At 47.5% G+C, this 25,657-nt stretch carries 21 protein-coding genes and 1 pseudogene; 9 read left to right on the top strand and 13 right to left on the bottom strand.

The annotated features are described in order from the left end of the window. Positions 1–98: pseudogene (locus H6F88_RS33485) on the top strand (IS982 family transposase); the annotation flags it as partial. A 285-nt stretch (positions 99–383) separates the two neighbouring features. Here H6F88_RS33485 and H6F88_RS20290 read toward each other — a convergent pair. The 3 genes from H6F88_RS20290 to H6F88_RS20280 all read right to left on the bottom strand — a co-directional run bounded on the left by H6F88_RS20290 (position 384) and on the right by H6F88_RS20280 (position 1,944). Then, a complete protein-coding gene (locus tag H6F88_RS20290) occupies positions 384–791 on the bottom strand; it encodes a type II toxin-antitoxin system VapC family toxin (protein WP_190644548.1) in 408 nt (135 codons plus the stop codon). Beyond that, the gene (locus H6F88_RS20285; RefSeq protein WP_190644547.1) at positions 772–1,035 is read right to left on the bottom strand and encodes a hypothetical protein; all 264 of its coding nucleotides are present in this window, start codon (positions 1,033–1,035) and stop codon (positions 772–774) included. Before H6F88_RS20285 ends, H6F88_RS20290 begins: the two co-directional genes overlap by 20 nt. A 138-nt stretch (positions 1,036–1,173) precedes the next feature. Then, complete coding sequence (locus tag H6F88_RS20280) at positions 1,174–1,944, bottom strand: hypothetical protein (RefSeq protein WP_206756460.1); 771 nt, start codon at positions 1,942–1,944, stop codon at positions 1,174–1,176. A gap of 1,185 nt (positions 1,945–3,129) precedes the next feature. Between H6F88_RS20280 and H6F88_RS20275 the strand changes: the two genes are divergently transcribed. Further along, positions 3,130–7,128, top strand: a complete 3,999-nt coding sequence (locus H6F88_RS20275) for a magnesium chelatase subunit H (protein WP_190644545.1) — start codon at positions 3,130–3,132, stop codon at positions 7,126–7,128. Between the two features lie 435 nt (positions 7,129–7,563). Here the strand turns inward: H6F88_RS20275 and H6F88_RS20270 are convergent, their stop codons facing one another. The 4 genes from H6F88_RS20270 to H6F88_RS20255 form a co-directional block, all read right to left on the bottom strand. Continuing rightward, positions 7,564–9,159 carry a B12-binding domain-containing radical SAM protein gene (locus H6F88_RS20270; protein WP_190644544.1) on the bottom strand — a complete coding sequence of 532 codons (1,596 nt, stop codon included), beginning with the start codon at positions 9,157–9,159 and terminating at the stop codon, positions 7,564–7,566. A 103-nt stretch (positions 9,160–9,262) separates the two neighbouring features. Continuing rightward, positions 9,263–10,186: a bestrophin family ion channel gene (locus H6F88_RS20265; RefSeq protein ID WP_190644543.1), complete on the bottom strand. Its 924-nt coding sequence runs from the start codon at positions 10,184–10,186 to the stop codon at positions 9,263–9,265. Positions 10,187–10,235: 49 nt separating this feature from the next. Then, the gene (locus H6F88_RS20260) at positions 10,236–10,628 is read right to left on the bottom strand and encodes a DUF5615 family PIN-like protein (protein ID WP_190644542.1); all 393 of its coding nucleotides are present in this window, start codon (positions 10,626–10,628) and stop codon (positions 10,236–10,238) included. Next, positions 10,625–11,002: a DUF433 domain-containing protein gene (locus H6F88_RS20255; RefSeq protein ID WP_190644541.1), complete on the bottom strand. Its 378-nt coding sequence runs from the start codon at positions 11,000–11,002 to the stop codon at positions 10,625–10,627. The genes H6F88_RS20260 and H6F88_RS20255 overlap by 4 nt, the downstream gene beginning before the upstream one ends. Before the next feature lie 424 nt (positions 11,003–11,426). Here H6F88_RS20255 and H6F88_RS20250 point away from each other — a divergent pair, with 424 nt between their 5' ends. Then, positions 11,427–12,749 carry a 3-isopropylmalate dehydratase large subunit gene (locus tag H6F88_RS20250; protein ID WP_190644540.1) on the top strand — a complete coding sequence of 441 codons (1,323 nt, stop codon included), beginning with the start codon at positions 11,427–11,429 and terminating at the stop codon, positions 12,747–12,749. 222 nt (positions 12,750–12,971) lie between these two features. Here the strand turns inward: H6F88_RS20250 and H6F88_RS20245 are convergent, their stop codons facing one another. After that, on the bottom strand, positions 12,972–15,317 hold the full coding sequence (locus H6F88_RS20245; protein WP_206756459.1) for a hypothetical protein: 2,346 nt from the start codon (positions 15,315–15,317) through the stop codon (positions 12,972–12,974). 407 nt (positions 15,318–15,724) lie between these two features. Between H6F88_RS20245 and arfB the strand changes: the two genes are divergently transcribed. The 4 genes from arfB (at position 15,725) to H6F88_RS20225 (ending at position 19,447) form a co-directional block, all read left to right on the top strand. Beyond that, positions 15,725–16,141, top strand: coding sequence for an alternative ribosome rescue aminoacyl-tRNA hydrolase ArfB (arfB, locus tag H6F88_RS20240; protein ID WP_190644538.1), 417 nt, complete (start codon positions 15,725–15,727; stop codon positions 16,139–16,141). A gap of 181 nt (positions 16,142–16,322) precedes the next feature. Next, positions 16,323–16,517 carry a heavy-metal-associated domain-containing protein gene (locus H6F88_RS20235; RefSeq protein ID WP_190644537.1) on the top strand — a complete coding sequence of 65 codons (195 nt, stop codon included), beginning with the start codon at positions 16,323–16,325 and terminating at the stop codon, positions 16,515–16,517. A 77-nt stretch (positions 16,518–16,594) separates the two neighbouring features. Then, positions 16,595–18,853 (top strand): heavy metal translocating P-type ATPase, encoded by a 2,259-nt coding sequence (locus H6F88_RS20230; RefSeq protein ID WP_190644536.1) that lies wholly within the window; start codon positions 16,595–16,597, stop codon positions 18,851–18,853. A gap of 57 nt (positions 18,854–18,910) precedes the next feature. Then, the gene (locus H6F88_RS20225; protein ID WP_190644535.1) at positions 18,911–19,447 is read left to right on the top strand and encodes a cupredoxin domain-containing protein; all 537 of its coding nucleotides are present in this window, start codon (positions 18,911–18,913) and stop codon (positions 19,445–19,447) included. A gap of 99 nt (positions 19,448–19,546) precedes the next feature. Here H6F88_RS20225 and H6F88_RS20220 read toward each other — a convergent pair whose 3' ends face one another. From H6F88_RS20220 to H6F88_RS20205, 4 genes are all read right to left on the bottom strand, one after another. Continuing rightward, complete coding sequence (locus H6F88_RS20220) at positions 19,547–19,951, bottom strand: hypothetical protein (RefSeq protein WP_190644534.1); 405 nt, start codon at positions 19,949–19,951, stop codon at positions 19,547–19,549. Next, a complete protein-coding gene (locus H6F88_RS20215) occupies positions 19,944–20,837 on the bottom strand; it encodes a pirin family protein (protein ID WP_190644533.1) in 894 nt (297 codons plus the stop codon). Before H6F88_RS20215 ends, H6F88_RS20220 begins: the two co-directional genes overlap by 8 nt. A 128-nt stretch (positions 20,838–20,965) precedes the next feature. Next, positions 20,966–21,154, bottom strand: a complete 189-nt coding sequence (locus H6F88_RS20210; RefSeq protein WP_190644532.1) for a hypothetical protein — start codon at positions 21,152–21,154, stop codon at positions 20,966–20,968. Positions 21,155–21,172: 18 nt separating this feature from the next. Next, on the bottom strand, positions 21,173–21,604 hold the full coding sequence (locus H6F88_RS20205) for a DUF6220 domain-containing protein (RefSeq protein ID WP_242050627.1): 432 nt from the start codon (positions 21,602–21,604) through the stop codon (positions 21,173–21,175). A 304-nt stretch (positions 21,605–21,908) separates the two neighbouring features. On the opposite strand from H6F88_RS20205, the gene H6F88_RS20200 reads away from it, so the two are divergent. Beyond that, complete coding sequence (locus H6F88_RS20200) at positions 21,909–23,687, top strand: lipase family protein (RefSeq protein WP_190644531.1); 1,779 nt, start codon at positions 21,909–21,911, stop codon at positions 23,685–23,687. 1 nt (position 23,688) lies between these two features. On the opposite strand, the gene H6F88_RS20195 is transcribed toward H6F88_RS20200, so the two are convergent. Next, the gene (locus tag H6F88_RS20195) at positions 23,689–24,243 is read right to left on the bottom strand and encodes a GIY-YIG nuclease family protein (RefSeq protein ID WP_347277717.1); all 555 of its coding nucleotides are present in this window, start codon (positions 24,241–24,243) and stop codon (positions 23,689–23,691) included. A gap of 439 nt (positions 24,244–24,682) precedes the next feature. On the opposite strand from H6F88_RS20195, the gene H6F88_RS20190 reads away from it, so the two are divergent. Beyond that, positions 24,683–25,351 (top strand): pentapeptide repeat-containing protein, encoded by a 669-nt coding sequence (locus H6F88_RS20190; RefSeq protein ID WP_190644529.1) that lies wholly within the window; start codon positions 24,683–24,685, stop codon positions 25,349–25,351. Positions 25,352–25,657: the final 306 nt, after the last annotated feature.

The raw sequence follows: 25,657 nt of genomic DNA, 5'->3' as shown, positions 1-25,657 counted from the left end.
ACTGCCTGGTAAACTTAGTCTGTGGCTTGATCGCCTACTGCCACCAACCCAAGAAGCCCTCCCTGCTCATTGACACTGCTCTGCCTGCGTTTGCTTAAGCCGAATTGACGTTACTTACGACCTGGCAATGTCTAAAGTTTTGAAGGATACATTGGCTACGGAATCTTCAAATCGAATCTTCAATCGAGAAGTGCGTGACTGGCTCACCTCCCTTCTCGATTGAAGATTCTGATAATTTTAAGCGTTCTTTCAAAAAACTTGCAAAGGTTCATAAGGGTAATTTTTTGAACTCATTGCAACCAATTCAACAATAATTGATCGGTTTCACACTGTCACAATAAAGCGACACCCAATTAGTCTCGCTACAGCTATCAGCCAAAACATCATGAGGAGTTCCAGTCTTGCCATTCTAAACCTTCGATCCGGTTGAAATGACGCTGATTGTGAGTGATGAGAACAAGATCATTAGCAACCGCAACACCAGCAATTAGGAGATCAATGTCATCTACAGGAGTTCCACTAAGACGCAAGGTTGCATAGAAGTTTGCCGAGAGCGTCACAGACTCTTGGGTCAAATGTAAAAGAGTATTTTGAGCAACAAATCCCAGGAATAAGGAAAGTTGCTTTTGAGCATCGCGATGCTTCAAGCCGCTAAGAATTTCGTAGTAGGTGATGATGCTCAAGTTAATCTGCTGATGCTCACTTAGGTATTCTTGAAAGCGAGAAACAACAGCCGGATTACCCCGGAAAAAGAGAGATAGAATATCAGTATCAACTAGAACTGGTTTCACGATTTCGCCTTCTGGAGAATGCTTGCTGGCGACGCAAGGAAATATCGTCAAGAAATTCTGTGTAAATTTCGTTTGGAAGATCACTCCAGCAGCCTGCGAATTTCATGATTGATCCAGGCTCAGAACTACCGAGTTCTGCCTGAAGCCTGAAAGTATGAATCACGTCGTACAGTTCTACAAGCCTGTTTTCTGGAATATGCTCGATTTCCTGCAAAACTTTATTTTTAAATTCCGAATTTTTCATCAGCTAATTCTCTTTATATTTTTTCAAGCGCTCGCTTAATTCACACAGTAATCAACCAATAATATTCGCAGTTTTGAAAGGTTTGATTAAAGCATGAAAGCTATTAAGTAAATCTTTCTGCTTTTGAATTTTTCAAGCTCAACCCAATCTATCAGCTATCTGATGAAACCATAAGTTAGCAGCTTTTGAGATAAAATTTTGAGCCTCTTCTAAATACATTGGTTTTGCAGGTGGTTCCTTGTTGGAAACCATGTGTCTTGATTCATCCCCAAATACTCCTGGATGGTTTACTGAGTGAGTGAATCTGTCCCAATTTTTCTTAGAAGCTAAGTCGTTTAACTTCTCTCCAAGCTCATTTCTCATTAACTCATAGATGCGATGCATCTGTATCGGGGTTAGCTCCTGTTGTAAGAGACGATGAACTTTTAGAGCATGTTCATTGTGGAAAGCCGAGATAATGCGATGTGAGACTAGAGCTAATTTCACCTGGTATTCATGCTCCAGTCGCTCTGCTCTCAACTTAGCCTTTGCTTCTTCTGAAATCCCTCTTACTGGGGTTACTCTTCCAGACTGTATTGACAACGTTATTACTGGTGTTGATGAAGAGCGGAAAACATGTTGGCACCGGGAACCATCTTCCCGTTGTTCGTACAAGTCCCCTAATTTGAGATTTATCCTAGCATCTGGAAAGTCATTACTCACCTCAGATACAACAGTGCATATTTGCTTAGTTAATCTCAGGACCTCAGAGCTTGTTGACAGCAGTTCAAATCGCTTACTAATGAGGTAAGTTTTGTTATCTTCTACGTACAGTGTGACGTTTAGCTTTTCAAGTAGATCGCTTAAAAAGCGCTTATCTGCAACAACGTCACGGATTTCAACTAACCACCTCATCAGAAATTCTCTCATGTTGCAGGCTCAAACTAGTCCACGGAACTTAAACCCGAGAGTCCTCAATCCTCTACGGAGTCATCTAGCTTGTGATACTGAATTTCCTGATTTAATATCCTCCGATTCCAAGTAGCGATCGATCTCCTCAGAGACTACCTGGCTCAATGTTATCCCTCTGACACTCGCAAGACGTTTTAGGACGTTGTAAACGTCCTTATCCACTGTTGCTCTGAGTTGTTGCTGATCGTCTCTTTTGGGCACTTATAAACGGATGGCTAAAAGCCTGTGTAATTCTCTCGTAGGCAGTAGCCTACAGAGGGCATGTGACTTCAAGCTGGAATTAACGATTGCAGGGGGCAAAAGTTATGGTCACACTTTCAGAGGATGAGGTTGCGCTGCTTAAGACCATTCTTATAGCGCTTAGAGCGATTAAGGTTTGGGAGATTGATAAGGCTTTGGTGATCTTGAGTAAGGGCGATCGCTAACCCAGAAGCACCCATCTGCGTAGAAAAAGAGCGATCGCTTCTCAATTGCTGTTAGCTACGTCTGCTGGTTTGGTGGTGGAGCGGGAAGGGGCGATCGCCTAGCCTAGCTAGAGCAGTTTTAAACAAGAAACGTAAAATTTTCGGCTTCCTTGAGAAGTCGCAAATCTCAACAGTCAAAACAATTTCAATGAGTGAAAATTAGGAAAGGGTGCGATCGCTCTGCACAAGCCTAGAGGCAGGATTCTCCAAAGCTCCATCTAACGAAATTCTTCAAAAGCGAATTTCTAAACTCTAGTTAAAAAACAAAGCTTGAATCTCTATTTCTAATCTTACAAATATCTGAAACTAAATCTTCTGGCGCTTGCCGAGAGACAGTCTTAGAGAATTACCAGAAGCAAGCTTTACACTTATTCATAAACATGAAAGCAAATACTTTTAGAGGTGTCAACTATTGTAAATAAATATCTCGGAGTTTTTATCGAATTGTGTCAGATAGGAGGTAGATCTGCCATTGGGTAAGGGTTTTCTGATAAAAATCTCTTGAGACACTACTTAGCGTTTAGCAACATGCTGTTGGTTCGCCGCTGTTACAGGCTGTAAACTTTACCTCTGTGTTCAGCGGATTGAGTGCCTCCGGCCGCTCGTTGCAGCCGCTAATCGCTAAGTTTTATGGCTAATCGCTGAGTACTGACCCGCTTTTGAGAAGGAGCCTACCCGCATGTTCACTCACGTCAAGCCCACCATCAGACATATCGTGCCTGAGCAGCTTCAAGGGCGATCGCTGATCAAGGTGGTCTATGTCGTGCTAGAGCCGCAGTATCAAAGTTCACTGTCGGCAGCCGTCAACGCCATCAATCGCAACAATCCCAACCTGGCAATTGAAATTAGCGGCTATCTGCTGGAAGAACTTCGCAGCCCCGAAAATTACGAGGCGTTCCAGCAAGATGTCGCCCAGGCAAATATCTTTATTGCTTCTCTCATTTTCATTGAAGACTTGGCAGACAAGGTTGTCGCAGCGGTTGAGCCGCACCGCGATCGCCTGGATGTGGCCGTGGTTTTCCCCTCGATGCCGCAGGTAATGCGCCTGAACAAAATGGGCAGCTTTTCGATGGCTCAGTTGGGTCAGTCGAAGAGTGCGATTGCCCAGTTCATGCGAAAGCGCAAGGAAAAGTCGGGATCTGGCTTCCAGGACGGCATGTTGAAACTGCTGCAAACCCTGCCCAAGGTACTGAAGTACCTGCCGATGGACAAAGCGCAGGATGCTCGTAACTTTATGCTCAGCTTCCAGTATTGGCTGGGTGGCTCTGCCGACAACCTGGAAAACTTCTTGCTGATGCTGACCGACAAGTATGTCAGCAGTGCCGAAACAAAGGGAACGACGCTCCAGTACCGCGATCCTGTCACCTATCCCGATATGGGCATCTGGCACCCGCTAGCGCCTTCCATGTTTGAGGATGTGAAGGAATATCTTAACTGGTACAGTTCTCGCAAAGACATTTCTGCCGACCTTAAAGATCCTCTGGCTCCTTGCGTCGGTCTGGTACTTCAGCGAACTCACCTGGTCACGGGCGACGATGCTCACTACGTTGCCATGATTCAGGAATTGGAGTGCATGGGCGCACGGGTGATCCCTGTCTTTGCGGGCGGCTTGGACTTCTCAAAACCCGTCGATGCCTACTTCTGGGAATCTGGACGCTCTGCCCAATCCGCAGCCTCTAAGCCCCTCATTGATGTTGTCATTTCCTTGACTGGCTTTGCTCTAGTTGGTGGCCCAGCCCGACAGGATCACCCCAAGGCGATCGATGCGCTGAAGCGGTTGAACCGTCCCTATATGGTGGCGCTGCCTCTGGTTTTCCAAACAACGGAGGAATGGCAGGACAGCGATTTGGGTCTGCATCCGATTCAGGTAGCGCTGCAAATTGCGATTCCTGAACTGGATGGGGCGATCGAGCCGATTATTCTCTCTGGACGGGATGGCACAACGGGTAAGGCGATCGCCCTTCAAGATCGGATCGAAGCCATCGCCCAACGCGCCATGAAATGGGCAACCTTGCGACGCAAGCCCAAAGTCCAAAAGAAAGTGGCGATCACCGTCTTCAGCTTCCCGCCCGACAAAGGCAACGTTGGCACAGCCGCTTACCTGGATGTGTTTGGCTCCATCTTTGAAGCAATGCAGGCTCTCAAGCACAACGGCTATGACGTGCAGGATTTGCCTGACTCATCGGAAGCGCTAATGCAGGCTGTAATTCACGACGCGCAGGCGCAGTACAGCAGCCCTGAACTGAATGTTGCTTACCGCATGTCCGTGCCAGAGTATGAAACCCTAACCCCCTACTCCGAGCGGCTGCACGAATCCTGGGGGCCACCTCCTGGACATCTCAACACAGACGGACAGGATTTGCTGGTTTACGGGAAGCAGTTCGGCAACGTATTCATCGGCATTCAGCCTACGTTTGGCTATGAGGGCGACCCGATGCGGCTGTTGTTCTCCCGCTCTGCCAGCCCCCATCACGGATTCGCTGCCTACTACACTTACCTGGAACACATTTGGAAAGCAGATGCAGTGCTGCACTTCGGCACACACGGCTCTCTAGAATTCATGCCCGGTAAGCAGATGGGCATGTCGGGCGAATGCTACCCCGACAGCTTGATTGGCACAATCCCCAACTTGTATTACTACGCGGCGAATAACCCATCTGAGGCCACAATCGCCAAGCGACGCAGCTATGCCGAAACGATCAGCTATCTCACGCCTCCGGCTGAAAATGCTGGGCTATACAAAGGCTTGAAAGAACTGAGCGAACTGATTGCCTCTTACCAAACGCTGAAGGATACAGGGCGCGGCGTTCCGATCGTGAATGCGATTGTGGATAAGTGCCGCATCGTCAATCTGGACAAGGACATCGATCTGCCAGAGCAAGACGCAAAAGACCTATCCTCCGAGGAACGGGATACATTGGTCGGCAAGGTCTACATTCGACTCATGGAGATCGAGTCGCGGCTGTTGCCCTGCGGTCTACACGTAATTGGCAAACCGCCAACGGCAGAGGAAGCGATCGCCACCCTGGTCAACATCGCCAGCCTCGATCGCCCCGAAGACGACATTCTCGGACTGCCTCGGATTATTGCCAACAGCATTGGGCGTGACCTGGATGACATTTACAAGAAGAGCGATCGCGGCGTTTTAGAAGACGTGCAGTTGCTCTATGACATCAACCAGGCAACCCGAATCGCAGTCGCATCCCTGGTGAAAGAGCAGATCGACGCAGATGGGCGCGTGTCCAGAGTCGCCAAGCTCAACTTCTTCAACATGGGCAAAAAGGTACCCTGGATCGAGTCACTGCAAGAGTCAGGCTATCCCAAGGTTGATCCTGAAGCAATCAAGCCGCTGTTTGAATATCTGGAATTTTGCCTCAAGCAAATTGTGGCTGATAACGAACTGGGAGCACTGCTTCAAGCGTTAGAAGGCGAATATGTGCTACCTGGACCGGGCGGCGACCCGATTCGTAACCCGGATGTGCTGCCCACTGGCAAGAATATTCACGCCCTCGATCCCCAGTCGATTCCCACCACAGCGGCCGTTCAGGCAGCGCAAATTGTGGTCGATCGCCTACTCGCACGGCAGAAAGCTGAGAATGGCGGACGCTATCCTGAAACGATCGCCTTCGTTCTCTGGGGTACCGACAACATCAAGACCTACGGTGAATCTCTGGCACAGGTAATGCTGCTGCTGGGCGTTCGCCCCGTGCCCGACTCGCTGGGACGGGTGAATAAGCTAGAGCTAATTCCCCTGTCAGAACTCAAGCGCCCCCGGGTTGACGTAGTTGTGAACTGCTCCGGCGTATTCCGTGACCTGTTCATCAACCAAATGAATTTGCTCGATCGCGCCGTCAAAATGGCCGCCGAAGCAGACGAACCTTTGGAGATGAACTTCGTCCGCAAACACGCACTGAAGCAAGCCGACGACCTGGGAATTAACCTGAGACAGGCAGCTACCCGCGTCTTCTCTAATGCCTCCGGTTCCTATGCGGCAAACGTCAACCTAGCCGTGGAGAATAGCACCTGGGAAAGCGAGTCAGAGCTTCAGGATATGTACCTGGCGCGGAAATCCTTCGCCTTTAACTCCGACAACCCCGGCATGATGGATCAGTCGCGGGAAATCTTCGAGACGGCGTTGAAAACGGTCGATGTCACCTTCCAAAACCTCGACTCCTCCGAGATTTCGCTTACCGACGTTTCCCACTACTTTGACTCTGACCCCACCAAGGTTGTGTCAAGCCTGCGCAGCGACGGTACGACACCCGCTTCTTACATTGCGGACACCACCACCGCCAACGCTCAGGTTCGCACCCTGTCGGAAACCGTGCGGCTCGATGCCCGTACCAAATTGCTCAACCCCAAATGGTACGAGGGAATGCTGAATCACGGCTATGAAGGCGTGCGGGAGCTATCAAAGCGACTGGTGAACACCATGGGCTGGTCAGCCACCGCTGGAGCTGTCGATAACTGGATTTACGAAGACACCAACGCGACGTTTATCCAGGATGAGGAAATGCGAAAGCGGCTAATGAACCTCAACCCTCACTCTTTCCGCAAGATTGTCACGACGCTGTTGGAAGTCAACGGTCGCGGCTACTGGGAAACCAGCGAAAACAACCTCAACCTGTTGCGCGAACTCTACCAGGAAGTCGAAGATCGGATTGAGGGAATTGAGTAACTGATCAGGTCATTGGTTGATTAATAACATGACATAGGGTTACAACGAGAAAAGGGAGGGGCTAAAAGCCCCTCCCTTTTTGTTTTTGGAATCGTGACAAAACCGATTTATACGGAACCCGTTTCGTAAAAGAGCACTATTGGGTGTACGGGCGAAGCATTCGGCAAAAGAATTGTGCTTCAGTGGCAGAGATTGGGACCGAATGCTTCGCCCCTACCGTCGCCGCTACTCCACAAACGGATTTGGTATGGCTTTCTATAGCTGTATGCATATAGCTATAGAACCTAGGAACGAGTAATTGGTCTGCTTGAAACCTTTGTTTTATGTGGAGCAGGCATCTTGCCTGCTTATTGGACAGGCAAGATGCCCATCCCACAAAATAAGCCTGAAAGTTACTCATTCCCAAGCTGGACTTGGGAATGAGTAGATGCAGAATTACACGAGTGCTTCTACCGTTTTCTCATCTGCTTGCGAATTTTTGCTGGGCTGTAAACGTGCTTCTTCTGCAAAGAATTCCTGAAGTTGCGCCTCGATCTCATCCTTGACGATTTGGCGATATTCCAGAAAATGTTCGTTGTGGGCACAGACAGCGAGGTAGTGTTCAAACACACCGGGATTGTGTTTGAGAATGCCAAACAGGTGATGCCAGAACATCCAGCGAGTGTCGCGCTTGATGCCCTGCCGCCAGCAAACCGTGAGCAATGCTCGAAGGTCAATCCAACTCGGCAACTTGGCGGGAGGTTTGCAGCGGGGAGCACCCAGCATGAGGAAGTGGCGATAGGTGCGATCGAGATAGGTTTTGGGTTCGTAGATCCGCCAGAAGGCATCGACATATTCTCTGGCAATATCTTCGAGCGGACGCGTTGGGACGAAGTTCATCAGAGTAGTCTGGTTGATGTTGCCGTCTTTGCCTGCTCGGAGTCGCCCTTCCTTCTCCAAACGATGCCATAGCGCCGTGTTGGGCAGTGCTTGCAGCATGGCAAAGGTGGTGGTGGGAATGGTGGTTTGCTCGGTAAAGCGAACGATGCGATCGCCCGCTCCCTTCTTCTCCCCATCAAACCCGATGATAAATCCTGCCATTACCCGTAAACCTGCCTTAGTAATGATCTCCACTGATTCGGCAAGTGAACTGCGCGTATTCTGAAACTTCTTGGTCATTGCCAAACTGTCTTCGTCTGGCGTTTCAATGCCCAAGAACACCGCATTAAAAAAGCAATCGACCATCAGCTCCATCAACTCATCATCCTGCGCTAAGTCAACGGATGCTTCTGTGTTGAAGGCGAAAGGATACTGGTGTTTCGCCTGCCAGACTTTCAGTTCTTTAAGAAATAGCTTAACGTTGCGCTTATTGCCGATGAAGTTGTCATCTACCATAAACACGCTGCGCCGCCATCCGAGTTCATACAGGTAATCCAACTCTTGCAACAACTGAGCGGGCGTCTTGGTGCGGGGCTTTCGTCCATAGAGGACAATGATGTCGCAGAACTCACACTGAAACGGGCATCCCCGCGAAAACTGCACCGACATGGAGTCATAAGCGGCAAACTCCAGCAAGTCAAACCGAGGAACGGGTGTGGCCGTCACATCGGGTTTCTCATTTGTGCGGAAAATACCCTGTGATTCGCCCCGCTGGATCGCCTCAACGAACATCGGCAGCGTAATCTCGCCCTCGTCCAGAATCAGGTAATCTGCTCCGGCAGCTAACGGTTCCTCTGGTACAGACGTGGGGTAAGGTCCGCCCACCGCAACCCGTTTGCCGCGCCGCTTTGCCTCCCGAATCTGGTCGAGCAAGTCTTGCTTCTGCACAATCATCGCAGAGATGACTACAACCTCAGCCCATTCCCACTCTGCCTCTGTGACTGCCCGGACGTTGCGGTCTACTAGCTTAAACTCCCATTCTTGAGGCAAGATTGCTGCTACGGTCACTAAACCCAGAGGTGGCAGCAAAACCTTACGATTGACCAATTCTAAAATCTTTTCGTATGACCAAAAGGTTTTAGGAAACAATGGATAAAGCAGCAGAACCCTCATGAATCTGAAACCCCACACTTTAAATAACTTGGCTAGTGAACAACAAAGATGTCCGCTAGTCTATGTTGACCTAGCATAGCTCGAGAGTTGGGATATCTGTGCTTTAGGAATCCTGTTGGATTTCCGGGTCAGTCAAAAGGTTTGCCCCACTGGGGGATAGCGATATTAAGTCATTTATGTTGCGCTGCATGGTTTCACAAATGGCATCAAGCGGTAGGTCATTAGCATCACGACCAAAGGGATTTTCAATTTCAATTCCAATCTCTTCAATGCCAAACAAAGTAAAGCTAATTAAGGCAACAATTGAACCCGTCCACCAACCCAAATCACCAATTAATTGAAACGGTAAACTTAGACAGTAAATTAACAGTAATTGCCTGAGATGAATAGCATACGCGAGAGGCATCGGCGTTTTTAGAATTCGCTCACAGCCTCCCAGATTATCAACCATTAAATTTAAGAGTTGCTGCATGGAGGTGAGCTGGTGAATGTTCAGGCGATCGCGCTCATGCTGCTGCTGTAAATAGTCACTAATCCAAAACGCCACCTCCAGAGGTGGATTGTTCATCGATTTCAGCGTGAAATAGCGGGACGGAGAAATCAGGTCTTTCAACTCCTGGTTCACAGGCTCCTGGCGCAGGTGCAGCTTGGTTGCAACCGCAAATGCGACCAGTAATTTCAACGCTGTTTCTTTAGATGGGCGATCGCCCCCATCCTTTTCCAACACGCTCACCCAAATTTGCCGCGCCAAATTGCGAGTTGCGTTGACTAGACCACCCCACAGCTTTCGCCCTTCCCAAAATCGTTCATAGGCTGTGTTAGTGCGAAATACGAGCATCAAGCCCAGCACAATATTCGGAATGATGCTGGCCAGGGCAGGCAGAGAAACGGGCACTCCAAACTGGTGTAATAGCGAAACCAGTAACCCAAACAGCCCGCAGATCAGTGTGCGAGGCAGCACTGCCGGAATAACCGATCCTCGAATTTTTAAGGTATCCCGAAACCAGTAGCGTTTTCCGGACTGCATATTATTCAAGTTTGAAGGGGCCCTCCTAAATTCTTTGAAATCTAAAGCTTTATGGAATGAATAGCCGTCCGGCTCCCATATAGTTTTCAACTTCAAGCAGAATCTCGACTAGACGTTCAACACATTGCTCCCGATAGTCAAACTCGTCAAGGCGGCTGAGATCCCCAATGGTAACAACAGGAAATGAATCTGCTGAATTTTCCGCCCGTATTACTTGCTCTAATGAATCTTTGCCCTTCATGTTGCGGTTAGCGGTGAGAATCATCATTTGATTGGCTTGAGCATAACGCCAAACGGTGCGATCGCTGGCATCCACAGGTAAGCCAACTTCTGCAAATGTCAAAAAACGAATAGGTAAGAACTCAAGCCAACCTTGTTTGGTTAGAAGTCCGAGAAAAGTCAAAGCATACCCGTCAAGATTGTAATCAACCAGGAACGTCATATCCTCTGCGAGGTGCGTTTAGCTTTCTGCTCCTCAAGCTTTGCCCAAAGAGCTTCTTGCCCAGGCTTGTGGGCTACCGTAGCAGTCTTGGCAAAGTGTTCGCGGTTTCGTTCTTCCCAATACTGGCGAATCTCTTCTCTGACATGCAAAGCTTCCTGGTATTCGCTCTCTACTTGAGTGCGGTTTGTTTCAAGGTAAGCCAAAGCAGCATTGATCTGTGTGTCTGTGAGATTTAGTTTGTCGCGGATTAATTTAGAGGGATACTGCGCTTTCAAGAAATCCATCACATCGTAGAGAGTGATACGTGTACCCGCGATGGTTAACCCACGTTCTGTCCGAATGATGGCAGTTTGTCCATTCCATACCGAAGTCATGTTTCCTCGCCTCTTCAAAGCTGCCTTTGTGCTGTCTAGAGACAATTTTGGTTTTTCACATGATAAGTCATAAATAAAACTAACCAGCAAGAAACTTGCCTTGATTTATCAACTAACTTCTATAGTTTCAGCAAGATTTCATCAAATCTCCACAACAGGTGACCGACCCAACCTTTGGAATAACCTTGCCAACCGCTAAGCGTAAAAATGGACTCTCTCGGTAAACTCCCTTCAGGTGCCTGAGAGAATATGTAGTCTTCTAGTTATGAGATGTATGTAGCTATTCAAAGTACTTCTGGTGAGTGGACACCACTCAATAGACTTCCCTGCAACATCTGAGCAACATTCTCCTGACAAGGGCTGAGATGCTATAGCGTCGGTTAGCATAGAATTTAAAGTCTATCTTTAGGAGAAGGCGATCGCTATGGGGATGACCCTGACTGAAAAGATTTTGGCGCGGGCTTCTGGTCGGGCTGGGGTTGAGCCAGGAGACAACATTTGGGTGAATGTTGACCTGCTGATGACCCATGACGTTTGCGGACCGGGCACGATCGGCGTGTTTAAGCGCGAGTTTGGAGCCGATGCTAAAGTTTGGGATTCCGAAAAGATCGTCCTGATTCCTGACCACTACATCTTTACCGCAGACGAACGGGCGAACCGGAACGTTGATATTTTGCGCGACTTTGCTCACGAGCAGAATATCAAGTATTTCTATGACATTACCGATCGCTCCAACTTCAAAGCGAACCCAGATTACAAGGGCGTTTGCCATGTTGCCCTAGCGCAAGAAGGACACACTCGCCCCGGTGAAGTGATGTTTGGCACGGATTCTCACACTTGCAATGCAGGCGCATTTGGGCAATTCGCAACGGGTATTGGCAACACCGACGCGGGCTTTATTTTGGGTACGGGCAAGCTGCTGATCAAAGTTCCGGCAACAATGCGGTTTGTGCTGGATGGTGAGATGCCCAATTACCTGTTAGCAAAGGACTTAATTCTGCAAATCATCGGCGACATTAGCGTTGCAGGCGCAACCTATCGGACGATGGAATTCGCTGGAACCGCTGTCGAAGCCATGACGATGGAAGAGCGGATGACGCTGTGCAACATGGTGATTGAGGCAGGCGGCAAAAATGGTGTGATTGCACCCGACGAAACCACCTTTGAGTATGTTCGTAGTCGCACCGATAAACCCTTTGAAGCAGTTTACAGTGATGCGGATGCTCTGCTCTATAGCGATCGCCACTATGATGTCACTCAGCTTGAACCCGTCGTCGCCAAACCCCATTCTCCCGACAATCGGGCGCTAGCGCGGGAGTGCAGTGATGTCAAAATCGATCGCGTTTACATTGGCTCCTGCACAGGTGGAAAAACCTCCGACTTCCTCCACGCTGCTCAAATCCTTAAAGGGCATCAAGTGAAAGTGCCGACTTACATCGTGCCTGCCACCCAAAAAGTGTACGAAGACCTGTTTACCATGAAGTATGACGGACAAACTCTGTCCGAAATTCTTCTAGCAGCAGGCTGTATCGAACCTGCGGCTCCGTCCTGTGCCGCTTGCCTGGGTGGTCCAAAAGATACGTTTGGGCGAATGAACGAGCCAGAAGTTTGTGTCTCCACCACTAACCGCAACTTCCCTGGACGGATGGGTAACAAGCAATCACAAGTTTACCTTGCGTCTCCCTATACGGCTGCGGCTTCTGCCCTGACTGGATATGTCACCGATCCGCGTGAGTTTCTCAGCTAAGGCTGAACTAAAGCCACGTAGTTAATCTGCCACCAGATCTGCAAACATTTCCCCTTGAAAACTGGATAGAAGCAACAGGGGAGAACTTTTTTGCTTTTGCAGATGACCCCACTTGGGTGAGCGGTTGGTTCTACTACGCTCAGGGTTATATGAGGATTGAGATGTCGCTGTTAGCTTTTGCTTATGATTAAGACAACTCAATCCTTTCAACAAAAACTGTTCCTACTGTGAGCTATTAATCTCACTTAAACGCAACTCACGCATTCCAAGACCAAACTGACGCTGATCGCCACCAAGACCAAGTTCGGCAAGAGATTTAGCATTAGGAATGCTAAAAGTGATTTGAAGTGGGCTTTGCTTGTTCACCAAACTTGCAGGCAATATGGCTGTTCTCGTTCCATCGTCAGCCTGCCCATGGACAAACTCCCATTGAGCAACCTGTTCGCCATTGACAATCACATCTACATCCAGTCTTGGATGAACGTCACGGATAAAAGCTCTAGTCTTTGCTGAAAGTAGGATATCACTTGACGAGCTTGACTTATCAAGTGCCATTGTCAGCAAAGCTTCATTGCCTACAGTCCAGCTTCCCCAACTCCCTGGCTCTGTCCAACCAAAAGAATCATACATCCATCCATCTCCGCCAATGCCAAACTTTACCCAAGTCCCAAGTTCATAATTTCTCTGTACAAATTGGGGCAGCACACTTTCTCCGCGCTGATCTAACTTGATGAAGAATAAATGGTACTTGTTGTGAGTTAAAGGCATTATGTACTCAGAAGATCCTTTTTGTCGATCTAACCATGTGAAGAAAGTGTCAGTATACGGAGTGTTAATGAGCATCCAAAATTCCTGCTCCTCTTCCAATCTCTTTGACCAGTTGTTTGTGTCCTGATTTAAGCGTTGTGGGGATGAGCCAAAGTGTCTAAGTACTCCGTTAGGGTAGGAATAACGGGAATTGTCTGTCATTACAAATGTTTTAACTCCGGGTCGGCTCCATATGTGTTCAGCTAAAAGTGCAAGATTCCGATCACGATGTCCACCGATAGAAGTGTAAGTTGGCAGTTGATAAGCCAGTGTTCTTTGAAAATATCCACTATGTCCCAACAAAATAGCAGTTAGAAGAAAAACTCCTACAAACTGCACAATCTTATTTTCTTTGTTTTCAGGTAGTAATCTCGCTTCTCTCAAACGCTTCTTAAAGAGAAAAAAGGTTTGGAGAATAGCCAAGAGCATTAACAATCCAAAGAGTGGACCTCCGTACCACTGAACAACATCCTTAATCACATTCCAAAATATAGCTGGGTGGAGAGGAAGAGGAATGTTAAGATGCACGACAACTAAAACAGCCACGATTGTAGCAATGGGCCAAATGCAAAGAGCCTGGATTCCAAAGCTGTCTTTTCGGCTAACTATAAAGGGTAGTACAATAGCACTGATTACTCCAAGAATAATCACTACTGGCGCAATCCTTTTATCTTGATAAAGAAAATATTCAGCAAGTGTTGTAGTTCCATCCAACGGGAAAGGTGACCTGCCATCCGGTATAAGAGTTGCTGGCATGAGGAAATAGCTAGCAATCATTCCAACTAATGGAAGAAAAGCCGTTCCTTGCATTAGAAATCTACTATTAAAAACTCGATGATTTTTAACGGAATCAAAATCGATTTTTGTTGCAACGCTCATTATTAATAGAAAGACCAATAAACTAATAGCAACCGATACCCGAGATAAGGATGTAGCGTATGAGGCTGCAATAAAAAGAGGAAAGAGAGCAACAATTTCCAGATTGCGAAATTTTCTGATCAGAGTATTCTTTTCAGTAGAAGTAAAAAACAAGAATACACTGAACATAGCCATATAAGGTATAGTGATCACGCCACTAAAAGCAGCTACGGAGAAGTATAAATTTGCCTCGTAAAATTTTATTTCTCTGAAAGGTTTAAGAAACGATGCAAAGAAAACCATGCTAAATATGACTCCGTAGATTGATGGTTTTCCTGTAACAAAAGCACCCCATTGACCAAAAGCGCTAAAAAATAGAATAAAGAAATAAAGAGCTGAAAAGAGCCATAGGGGTTTGTAGCAAAGCTGTTCAAAGATGTAGAAACAACACAGGAGAATTAAAATGAACAGAGCTGGCTTAAAGGCACTAGAAACGGTCGTTAGAGGAATATGACTGAACAGATTTCCCACATAGTAGATAAGAGATGAATAGCCAATTTGTCCGTAATTATTGGACTCCCAGAATGAAATCTCTGGTCTAATCAAATATTGTGTCCAACTCAGTTGAGCATTATCAAAAGCATAAGGAAAGTAGTAGAAGGAAGCTAATCCTATAGCGAGAGCAACAATGCCTAAGCACCAGGTTGCTTTTCGAGTTATGACAGCCTTTACCTGACGAAGTATGTTGCGGGTGTAGGAGTAGTTTAAGGTAAGTGCAGTTATAACTATCAGAATATCAAGCGAATATTTAAGAGCCAGAATGTATTTTGAGGATAGCAGTCCCGTGCTATAGAAAATATAAAATTGGGCTGCATTCCAGTAAAGGGCTAAAGCAATAGGCAACAATAGAGAACTATAGGATGTCTGGGTTAAAGTCGTCGATGGCCAAATTCGATTAAGCCAGGATTGAAACGCCAAACCAACCGTAAAGATGCTAAAGAGAAAATGCAGTTGAGCGCAGATTAATAGAATACAAAATATATTCAACATTTTTATTTGATTCGTTGATTATTGGGTACTACAGTAACGCTGAATGAGTGGGAAAACGCTCTTTTGGAAAGTTAAATTGCTCGTCCTAGATAATACAATGCAATTGCTCTGGAAGTAAGTCTGGGGCTTGAACAATCTTCAACTCTGGAGGGAACCAATACTAAACCTAGTACTTTATGCTGGAGTAGATTTGACTCGGATAAACTCACTTAACGCCTGCCCAGGAAAATGATTAATTGTTCTGCATTAAACTGGTAATCATGCTGCAAATTTCTAATACGGTGAGTATTCCAGAGCATGAGATTGAGATGAGTGCGGTGCGATCGCAAGGGGCGGGTGGGCAAAACGTTAATAAAGTAGCAACGGCGATTCATCTGCGCTTTGATATTGGGGCTTCTTCACTGCCCGAACGCTACAAGGAGCGATTGTTGAAGCTGAATGACCAGCGCATAACCAAAGAAGGAGTGATTGTCCTCAAAGCTCAGGAACACCGCAGCCAGGAGCAAAACCGGGAAGAAGCTTTGCAACGGCTGCAAGCTTTAATCAAGAGTGCGATCGTCTTACCAAAACCTCGCAAACCTAGCAAGCCTACCCGAAGCTCCCAGAGAAAGCGTTTAGATCGCAAAACCAAACGTAGTCAGATCAAGGCGGCGCGAGGCAAAGTCACGGAAGAATAAATGTTGCATCCTCGGGTTAGTAATGCATCCCATCTTTGCAGATTCATGCTCATCCCTACTAGGGACAGAGCTGGAGATCGGGTTGAACGTTAAACAAAAATTTCTATTTACCCCCTTGACTGTCTAGTGTACTGGAGAGTTCATCATGGATGTAGTCGAACACTGTTCAAGGATTTACATCATGGCTCTCGAACTTCAAGTTCCCAATATGGCTTGCTCTGCTTGCAGCGACACCATCACTAAGGCAATCAAGGCGATCGACCCTGCGGCTACAGTTCAGGCTGACCCCAAGACAAAGCAGGTCAAAGTTGAAACGCAGCAATCAGAAACAGCGGTGAAACAAGCGATCGCCGATGCAGGCTACACAGTGGCGTAGGCAAAATCCGTTCACTGGCTGAACCACAACCAGGAACTAATTTACTTCAATCTTTTGAAGAATCGAGGGAATCCGTCATGGATACAGCAAACTTGAGGCTGCGAGGCATGAGTTGTGCCTCCTGCGCTAGCAACGTTGAAGATGCCATTCGTTCTGTGCCTGGAGTCGAGGCATGCAACGTAAATTTTGGGGCTGAGCAAGCGACCGTCACTTATGATCCAGGCAAAACGGATATATCTACCATTCAGGGTGCGGTTGATGCAGCGGGATATGCAGCTCTGCCCATGCAAGAGGATGTGTTAGCACCCGAAGATGATGCCGAACGGCAAGAACGCCAAGCGGAAAACCGCAAACTCACCCGCCGAGTCTGGTTTAGTGGCATCGTCAGCGCTGTTCTGGTGATTGGGTCGTTGCCTGCCATGACAGGTTTACCGATTCCCTTTGTTCCCATGTGGCTGCATCATCCCTGGCTTCAGCTTGTGCTAACTGCCCCAGTACTATTTTGGGCAGGGCGATCGTTCTTTGTGAATGCCTGGAAAGCGTTGAAGCGACACACCGCAACGATGGATACATTGGTTGCGGTGGGGACGGGAACAGCTTATCTCTACTCTTTATTCCCTACGCTTCTACCCCAATGGTTTATTGCTCAGGGACTTCAGCCCGATGTGTATTTTGAAGCAGCGGCAGTAATCATTGCCTTGCTTCTATTGGGGCGACTCCTGGAGAACCGGGCAAAAGGACAGACCTCAGAAGCAATGCGGAAGCTAATGGGGCTGCAGGCGAAGACAGCACGAGTGATTCGCAACGGTCGCGAGCTCGATATTCCGATCGCTGAAGTGGTTTTGGGCGATGTTATCTTCGTTCGCCCTGGTGAAAAAATTCCGGTGGATGGCCAAATTGTGGAGGGCGCTTCCACAATTGATGAGGCAATGGTGACGGGTGAAAGTGTGCCTGTGAAAAAGCAGCCTGGGGATGAAGTGATAGGAGCCACTATCAACAAAACAGGCAGCTTTAAGTTTCGGGCAACGCGAGTCGGTAAGGATACTTTCCTGGCGCAGATTGTAAAACTGGTGCAGCAGGCGCAGGGGTCGAAAGCGCCAATTCAGCGGTTGGCAGACCAGGTGACGGGATGGTTTGTGCCAGCAGTGATTGCGATCGCCATTCTCACTTTTGTCATCTGGTTTAACGTCATGGGCAATGTGACGATGGCATTGATTACAACAGTTGGAGTGCTGATTATTGCCTGTCCATGTGCGCTGGGTCTTGCGACGCCAACCTCTATTATGGTGGGTACGGGGAAAGGAGCAGAGAACGGCATTCTGATCAAAGGAGCCGAAAGTCTGGAACTAGCCCATAAGCTGCAAACGATCGTACTTGATAAAACAGGCACCATTACACAAGGTAAGCCCACCGTAACCGACTACATAACGGTGAATGGGACAGCAAATGGGAATGAGTTAAAACTACTGCGTCTAGCTGCATCCGTTGAACGTAACTCAGAACATCCTTTAGCAGAAGCTGTGGTGCAATATGCCCAATCTCAGGGGATTGAGTTAGCCAATGCCCAAGAGTTTGAGGCGATCGCAGGTAGTGGTGTGCAGGGTTATGTGTCTGACCGATGGGTGCAGATTGGCACACACCGTTGGATGAATGAGTTAGGGATTGCAACGAACTCATTACAACAACACTGGGAGCGACTGGAGTATCTCGGCAAAACCGTAATCTGGATTGCGGTAGATGGGAAAGTCGAGGGCATCATGGGCATTGCTGATGCAGTAAAACCCTCTTCTGCTAACGCCATTCGCACTTTGCAAAAAATGGGTTTAGAAGTGGTGATGCTGACTGGAGACAACCAGCGAACAGCCAATGTAATTGCCCGTGAAGTTGGGATTCAGCGTATCTTTGCTGAAGTACGTCCCGACCAAAAAGCGGCAACCGTTGAATCGATTCAGTCAGAAGGTCGAGTTGTGGCAATGGTGGGTGATGGCATTAACGATGCACCTGCTCTGGCTCAAGCGGATGTCGGAGTCGCTATTGGAACGGGAACTGATGTGGCGATCGCCGCCAGCGACATTACTCTGATTTCGGGTGACTTGCAGGGCATTGTTACAGCAATTCAACTCAGTCGTGCCACCATTCGCAACATCAAACAAAACTTGTTTTTTGCATTCATCTACAACGTTGCCGGAATTCCAATTGCCGCAGGTATCCTTTACCCCGTTTTTGGTTGGTTACTCAGTCCGATTATTGCGGGTGCGGCAATGGCGTTTAGCTCGGTTTCAGTGGTGACGAATGCTTTGAGGCTTCGAAACTTTAAGGCAACGAGTCATGGTTAATTGGGTAACGGTGGAGATTTCAGGGCAGATCGCAGGGGCAATATAGGAGGCGTTCAAATGGTTAATCGCTCAATAGCTTTAAGTGTTATTGCAACATCTCTAATGTTGCTGGGATTGACTTCTGATGGGGCGATCGCCCAAATGTCTCATGAGGAAATGCCGTCCGGAGAGCATGGGGCTACAGAGCATGGAGACTTTCAACGTATTGAACAACCCCTGTGGCTCAAGGGAGCCGTGACCGCAAGCGGTTTAGGATTGATTGGGTTGGAGCTATGGTGGTTTCTCTTAAGCAAACCAAAATCACGCCAAGCTACAGCCCAAGGAGGGGTTCAGGAAGTCACTGTGACTGTTGATGGCGGTTATGAACCGAGCCAAATTGTGGTGAAAGCAGGTCAACTCGTGCGGCTAAATTTTGATCGCAAAGACCCCAGTAGCTGCCTTGAGGAAGTGCGCTTTCCTGATTTCCGCATTGCTCAAGATCTTCCCCTTAACCGGACGACAGCAATCGAGTTTACACCAGACAAACCGGGTCGATATGAGTTCACCTGTGGTATGAACATGTTTCGAGGGGTGGTGGAGGTTAAAAACTCCTAAAGTACGCCAAAGAAGCCTACGTTCTCTCCAAATATATGAAGGGGCATCCCGCGCGGCGGGATGCCCCTTCATATATAGCCCTGTTGTTTGAAATGGGTATTAGCTCGCTAGCAACATGACGACATCAGCGTGAGCTAACACGACATCCGGGTTGCGCTGAAGCGCTGCGTCATATCTCATCGCGAAATGATCTCCCAATTCGTTGGGGGTAAGCAAAGTCCGCGTGTCTGACATGAGAGTGGCGATCGCCTCTGCTGTAACGGGTTCATCTGCATGAAGCAGCTCATCAATCTGCACAACCAGTTCTGAGAGTCGGTGCAACCAGGCAAACTGTTCGTGATTGATCACCAGTTGTAGCAGTTCGCCACCAGAAATTTGTCCTTGTATTTGCTCATAAGTTCTGCGCTCGGTATTGAGCAACAGTTTATGCAGGCGTAACAACTTAATTCGCAGTGTGCTGAGGAGTTGATGCTGGTTGATGCGTTGTTGCAGTGTGTTAGACATGAATTCGTCCCATCCTTCCGTTTCGATAATCTTCAATTGCTTGCGAAATTTCAGCTTCGGTATTCATCACAAACGGGCCGTAGCGCACCACTGGCTCGTTGAGGGGAACTCCAGCGATGAGCAGCAGATCGAGGGGTTGTTCAGCATGAGCAGGGTTGGCGATCGCCACCTCGTCTCCATCCTGAGCAAAGATCACCATTTGCCCATCAGTTCCAGGTTCTTGCTCGGTTCCAAACAGTCCAGAACCGTCCAAGACATAGGCAAAAGCGTTGTATTCCTGGGGCACAGGTTGGGCGATCGCGGCACCCGGTTGCAGGGTGTAGTGTAAATAGATAATCGGCGTGCGCGTCTCAATCACCGCTTTTGCACCTAGCGCTTCTCCGGCAATTACCCGCACCGTTACAGACCCGTCTAGAGTTTGAGCAACCGGAATTTGCGCTGCTGGAATTTCCTGATAGCGAGGTGCAATCATCTTGTCACGTTGAGGCAGGTTAACCCACAGTTGAAGTCCGTGAAGCCGTCCTCCTGTGCGGATAAATTCTGCCTCTGGCATTTCAGAATGGACGACTCCTGCGCCTGCTGTCATCCACTGCACATCACCCGAATTGAGCAGTCCAGCGTGTCCTTCAGAGTCTTTGTGTTGCAAGCGCCCGTCCAAGATGTAGCTAACCGTTTCAAAGCCGCGATGGGGGTGGTCGGGTGCGCCTTTTGCTTGACCCGGCTTCAGGTGAATTGGACCCAATTCATCTAGCAGGAGAAAGGGATCAAATGCTGAAAAGCTACTTTTGGGAAAAGGACGACGCACCAGGAAGCCTTCCCCTTCTAGCGTTTCAACGCTGTTGATGATTCCAGCAACGGTTCGTAGCACTCCAGCTTGCACGGTCATACCTTTAACTCCTAAAGACGAGATGGTTTCTTGCTGTCCTATATATGACTAGTCATATAGTAGCATGGGAATATATGAGCTCCATGAGTGTGGCTTGTCCCACCTTTTGTTCGGTAAACCGGCACCTACTACAGAGTTGTCATTGGATTGCAATACATTGAATTGCAATATTGAGTTAGCCGCCCTTCTTCCCTGTGAATAAGGTGATTGGCTACGTCTAGAATGCAGTTGCCATCAGTAATCACCAAAATGGTGCAGTCTTGCTCTTTTGCAAGCTGCACCCAGTCCATCACGTCTCGTCCTGATTTGTTATTCAAAGCAACGGTGAGTTCGTGTCATACAGTTTCGTCCTCTTTGGGAAACAGAAAACGACTGACGCGATGCACTAACGTGGTTGACACTGAAAATAAGGTAAAACCAATCAGCGGATGGGCGATCGCTAATGGAATCGGCGTTTTGAGATGAATGGTGAGAAATTGCAATCCCAGCAGAACTGGCAGACTGGCAGTGAGGCTTTGCACCCGACGAGGAAGGGTGATGCGATATGCCCAGACCAACAAAATGAGAGACAAGCCGCTGTAGCCGCGCACCAGCCATACATGAATCTTCCACCATTCAGGGTGATAGAAATAAGCCAATCCCACCGTCAACACTTGAGCGTTGAGGCAAAGGTTAAAAATCACGACGAGAATAAAAAATCCCAGCAGTTTCCAAGACACCGTTTTTTGAGCTGTGATGGGACTTACAGTTTCTGAGGAGAATGACATAACGTCTACAGAGTGATATTGGATGGCAACACGACCAGATTAAAAGCAGCCAACCCGCACGCATAGACCTCGTTCGAGTACACTTTGGTGCTACCTCAACAGAAATTTCCTTGCAGTTTTTACTTCAAGCGATCGCCTCAACCTGATTCGGTCTACCCTTCAATAACAGGCTGATTCCTCCTTAAAGTCATCCCTTCACAATTCTCCAAATTCGTATCTTATTTAACATGAACTAAACCTTAAAAACACTGGATAAAGTCTTTTCCCCTGATAGCATCTAAAAGCTGTTTCAGGGTAGGGAACTATGGGTGTTAAGTTTTTTTCTGCGATTCTAGTTGCATCACTATCCTTAACGAGTTCCCTTGCATCGATTCAGCCTGCCGCTTCTGTGGTGTCTAATACTCCTTTACCTAGTGATGCGCCTATTGAAGTGGCGATCGCCCAAGAGCCTGATCTGCCTGAATCTGACCTAGCAAGCTTATCCCTACCCGCTACTCAGTGGTTGATCGCGCTCGGATTGATTGGAGGGGCGATCGCGATCGGCTTTGGTGTCTATCGATACAACCAAAACGAACGCTGGTACCGAATTGAGTTTTTACGTAAAACTGTCAAAGAATTTGAGCAAGATCCAGACATTTGGAAAGCGCTCAAGATTCTGGACTTTGAGGAATATCGAGATTACGAAATTAAAAACGGAGAAGACAAAATCGTTTTTCGGGTCAATAACGAACTGCTTTGTCGGGCACTAGGAACCCACGAAGACCGCAGAATTTATCAGAAAGAAATCGATCAGCTTCAGCAAAAAGTTAATGCCGCAGAACAGGGAAGTACCGTCGATGAAGAAACCTTAGAAGGATACAAAAAAAAGCTGCGGCAATATCACATTGAAACCGGGCTGAGAGACTGGTTCAACAAAATGCTAAATGGGCTTGAGCATTTTGGCTACTTCGTTGAATCAGGCATGTTCACTGTTGATGAAATTCGCCCCTGGATGATTTACTGGATTCGACTTATTGCCGACCAGGAATATAAACGTCAGGACGCTTCCAAATTTTATGATCAGCTTTATACCTACATTCATAGATATGGTTTTTCAGGTGTAATCAAACTCTTTGAGCGGTTTGGTTATCGCATTTTACCGACCCCTTACAAAGAATTTGACTTCGCTGACTTGTCAAAAGGTTTACACGAATTTGATCTTCAAACTGCGCTCAGCTTAGCCAAAGCAGCCAATCTAGTTTACTCAGATTTGAGTTATATCAAAGAAATTTGTGTCCGCCGATGGGGCATTCAAGACCTAGAAAACTTTAAATATCTCAACAACCGTGAGCGAGACACCCAGGCTTTTATGTTTAAGACAAAAGATTATGTCATCATCGCTTTTCGCGGCAGTCAAGAAATACAAGATTGGAGAACAAACGCCAGAACACGCTTTGAAAAGTTTGCCATTGCCACAAGTATGGAACCTTTAGATGAAGATACGACTCCACCGATTGGTCAGGTACATCGAGGTTTCCAAGCAGCATGGCGGAGTGTAGAAGAAGGTGTGTTAAAACAGCTTGAAATTTGGGGTGCAGGACGAAAATCTAATTTCCCAATTTTCATCACCGGACATAGTTTAGGTGGCGCACTAGCAACCGTTGCCGCATCCTCGTTAGTCAAACGAGGACGGAAGAATATCCAGGGTGTTTACACGTTTGGGCAGCCCCGCGTGGGAGATTTGGTGTTTGTGAATGAAATTGGTCGAGCATTAAAAGGAAAAGTTTTTCGATTTGTCAACAACAATGACATTGTGCCTCGCGTACCGCCGCCTTATTTGCCCTGGAATCCTACACATATTTATATTCATCTAGGGACAACGTTCTATTTCAACGCTTTTGGGGGTTTAGTTAAACAACCCGGTTGGCTCTATCGGCGGTTTGATTCTCTCATTGGGTTTAGCCGTGCTGTATTTAAGCAAGGTTTAGATGCAATCAATGACCACCGCGTAGAGTTTTACATTAGCAATCTCGAAAAAGCCCTGGAGATTGAAAAAGAACGTCAGGTGCTTGAATCTGAAGAAAGGGAAATAAGTAGCCAGTGAGCTACTTGCCGCCCACAAATGGGGTTGCCCAAAAATCCCAATTTTCTTTGTTGAAGGGCGATCGCCACTTATAAATCAAAGCCGACTCTAACCGCTGTCGGGGGCGAGTTGCTACGGGTGCTTCGGTCCAAAATGCGATACCTAACATAGACGTGAGTTGATGCTGATAGTGAATCTGTCGGTAATTCAGCAGATAGCGCTTGCAGTCGTGTACGCCTTTCCAGCGTTGATTTGACTTTACTGTCTCACCCACATAGAGCAAAATCGGTAGCTCATAATCGATCACAAAATAGAGAGCTGCCGTACCCTGATCTGCTGCTTTCCAACGCCAAAATTCTGTATTCTGTTGCGGCAGGTTGAATGGGTTAATACCGTCAGGGTCAGGCTGGGTTGAACTAGAAGTAATTCCCGGATCAAACAGCGTTCCTTGCTCTGTCGGAGGGCTGATTTTTACCTTTTGCTGATATTGAAAGATGCGCTGCTTCCAGGATTGCAAAGCAACACAGTCCCTTTCTAAAAACTCTTCCTGTCGTCCTAAGCTTCGGTAGCCGCGCAGATCTTCTGGAGAAAAAAGCAGAAGCTGATCGTCGCTCACGATGGTCAAACCTCTATCTATAGCGTATTCATTTCATACACTACGCTAAATATGTTGTAGAGGAAACCCATCTGGAATAGGGGTTAGGAGGGGGCGATCGCCCTCCTATTTGTAACGAAATTTTCCCTTACGACACAAATCTTTCTAATCGCATAATCTTTCTCAAGCTATATTGATCCTGACTCTGCACTCTCCGCAATACGCGCAACACAGACAGTAGATTTACTCATCAGTCAGCGCTGGTCTATCCTCGGTCAATCCTCAGTTCATCCTTGTTTTTGCTTCATTAATCCTGTCAGTTTTGGTCTGTAAGTAGTGAGTGCTTAGCAATGCTCGGTCATTTGATACGCAGGTTCGATGTTAAAAGCCCAAACACAATTCACCCTTAGGAGGCACCTGAGTGGACATCGTAGACTTCAAGCAGCAGTATTTGCAGGGACGACGAGACTTTAGAGAAATCGACCTAACCGGAGCAAACTTAAACTGGACAAACCTGATCGGAATTGATTTAAGCGGCGCAAATCTGCAAAACGCCAGGTTCAGTGCAGCAACTCTTAGACAGGCAAAACTCGTTGGCGCAAATCTTCAAGGGGCAAACCTGCGGGCGGCTGACCTGAGAAATGCAAATTTGACAGGTGCAAACTTAAAAAGTGCTAATTTAGGGCGGGCTGATTTGATGGATATCACCCTGGAAACAGCCGATTTAACCCATGCAGATCTGACGGAGACAATTTCTAAACAGGCAAAGCTACGAAACGCCAACTTGTATGGAGCCAACCTGGGTGGATTAGATCTGAGCCATGCTGACTTGGCAGGTGCAGATCTGCGAAGCACAAACCTAATGTCAGTCAATCTTACAGAAGCCAACCTCCAGGGGGCAAACCTCAGTCAACAAGACCTCACAGGCGCAAACTTGAGAGGCGCTAATTTGAGAGGCGCTAATTTGAGTGAAACCCGGTTGAGCCAAGCTGAACTATATGGAGCTGATTTGAGTGAAGCAAACTTGACCCATGCTTGCCTGGAGCAAGCAAAGCTAGCTGGAGCAAGGCTTCCCGTTTGTTTGCTGTGAATCGTGTGTGCTGTCAGTTCGTGTGTTTCTTTGTATATAGTGCTAGTTACTTGAGTTAGAAAAAAGAAGGCAGGGCTTAGCCCTGCCTTCTTTTTTCTAACCTTTCCTCGTTTTTATAACTTGCTAATAACCAGGACAATTCCTCAACCGTCCGCCAAAGTTTTGTGTCTGGACAGGGTTCTCACACTAAATAACGTGAGTTCGGGATAAGGAGGGGCGAAATAGATAGAGTTGAAAGTACCTAATTTTTAACTCATCTAACCGCCCCATGCTTAGTCTAGAATCCCTGTTCTGTCATGTCGATGA

The organism is Oculatella sp. FACHB-28 (assembly GCF_014696015.1).
Lineage (GTDB): Bacteria > Cyanobacteriota > Cyanobacteriia > Elainellales > Elainellaceae > JAAUTN01.
The sequence above is the reverse complement of the archived record's forward strand: the minus strand, read 5'-3'. Positions and strand labels throughout refer to the sequence as shown.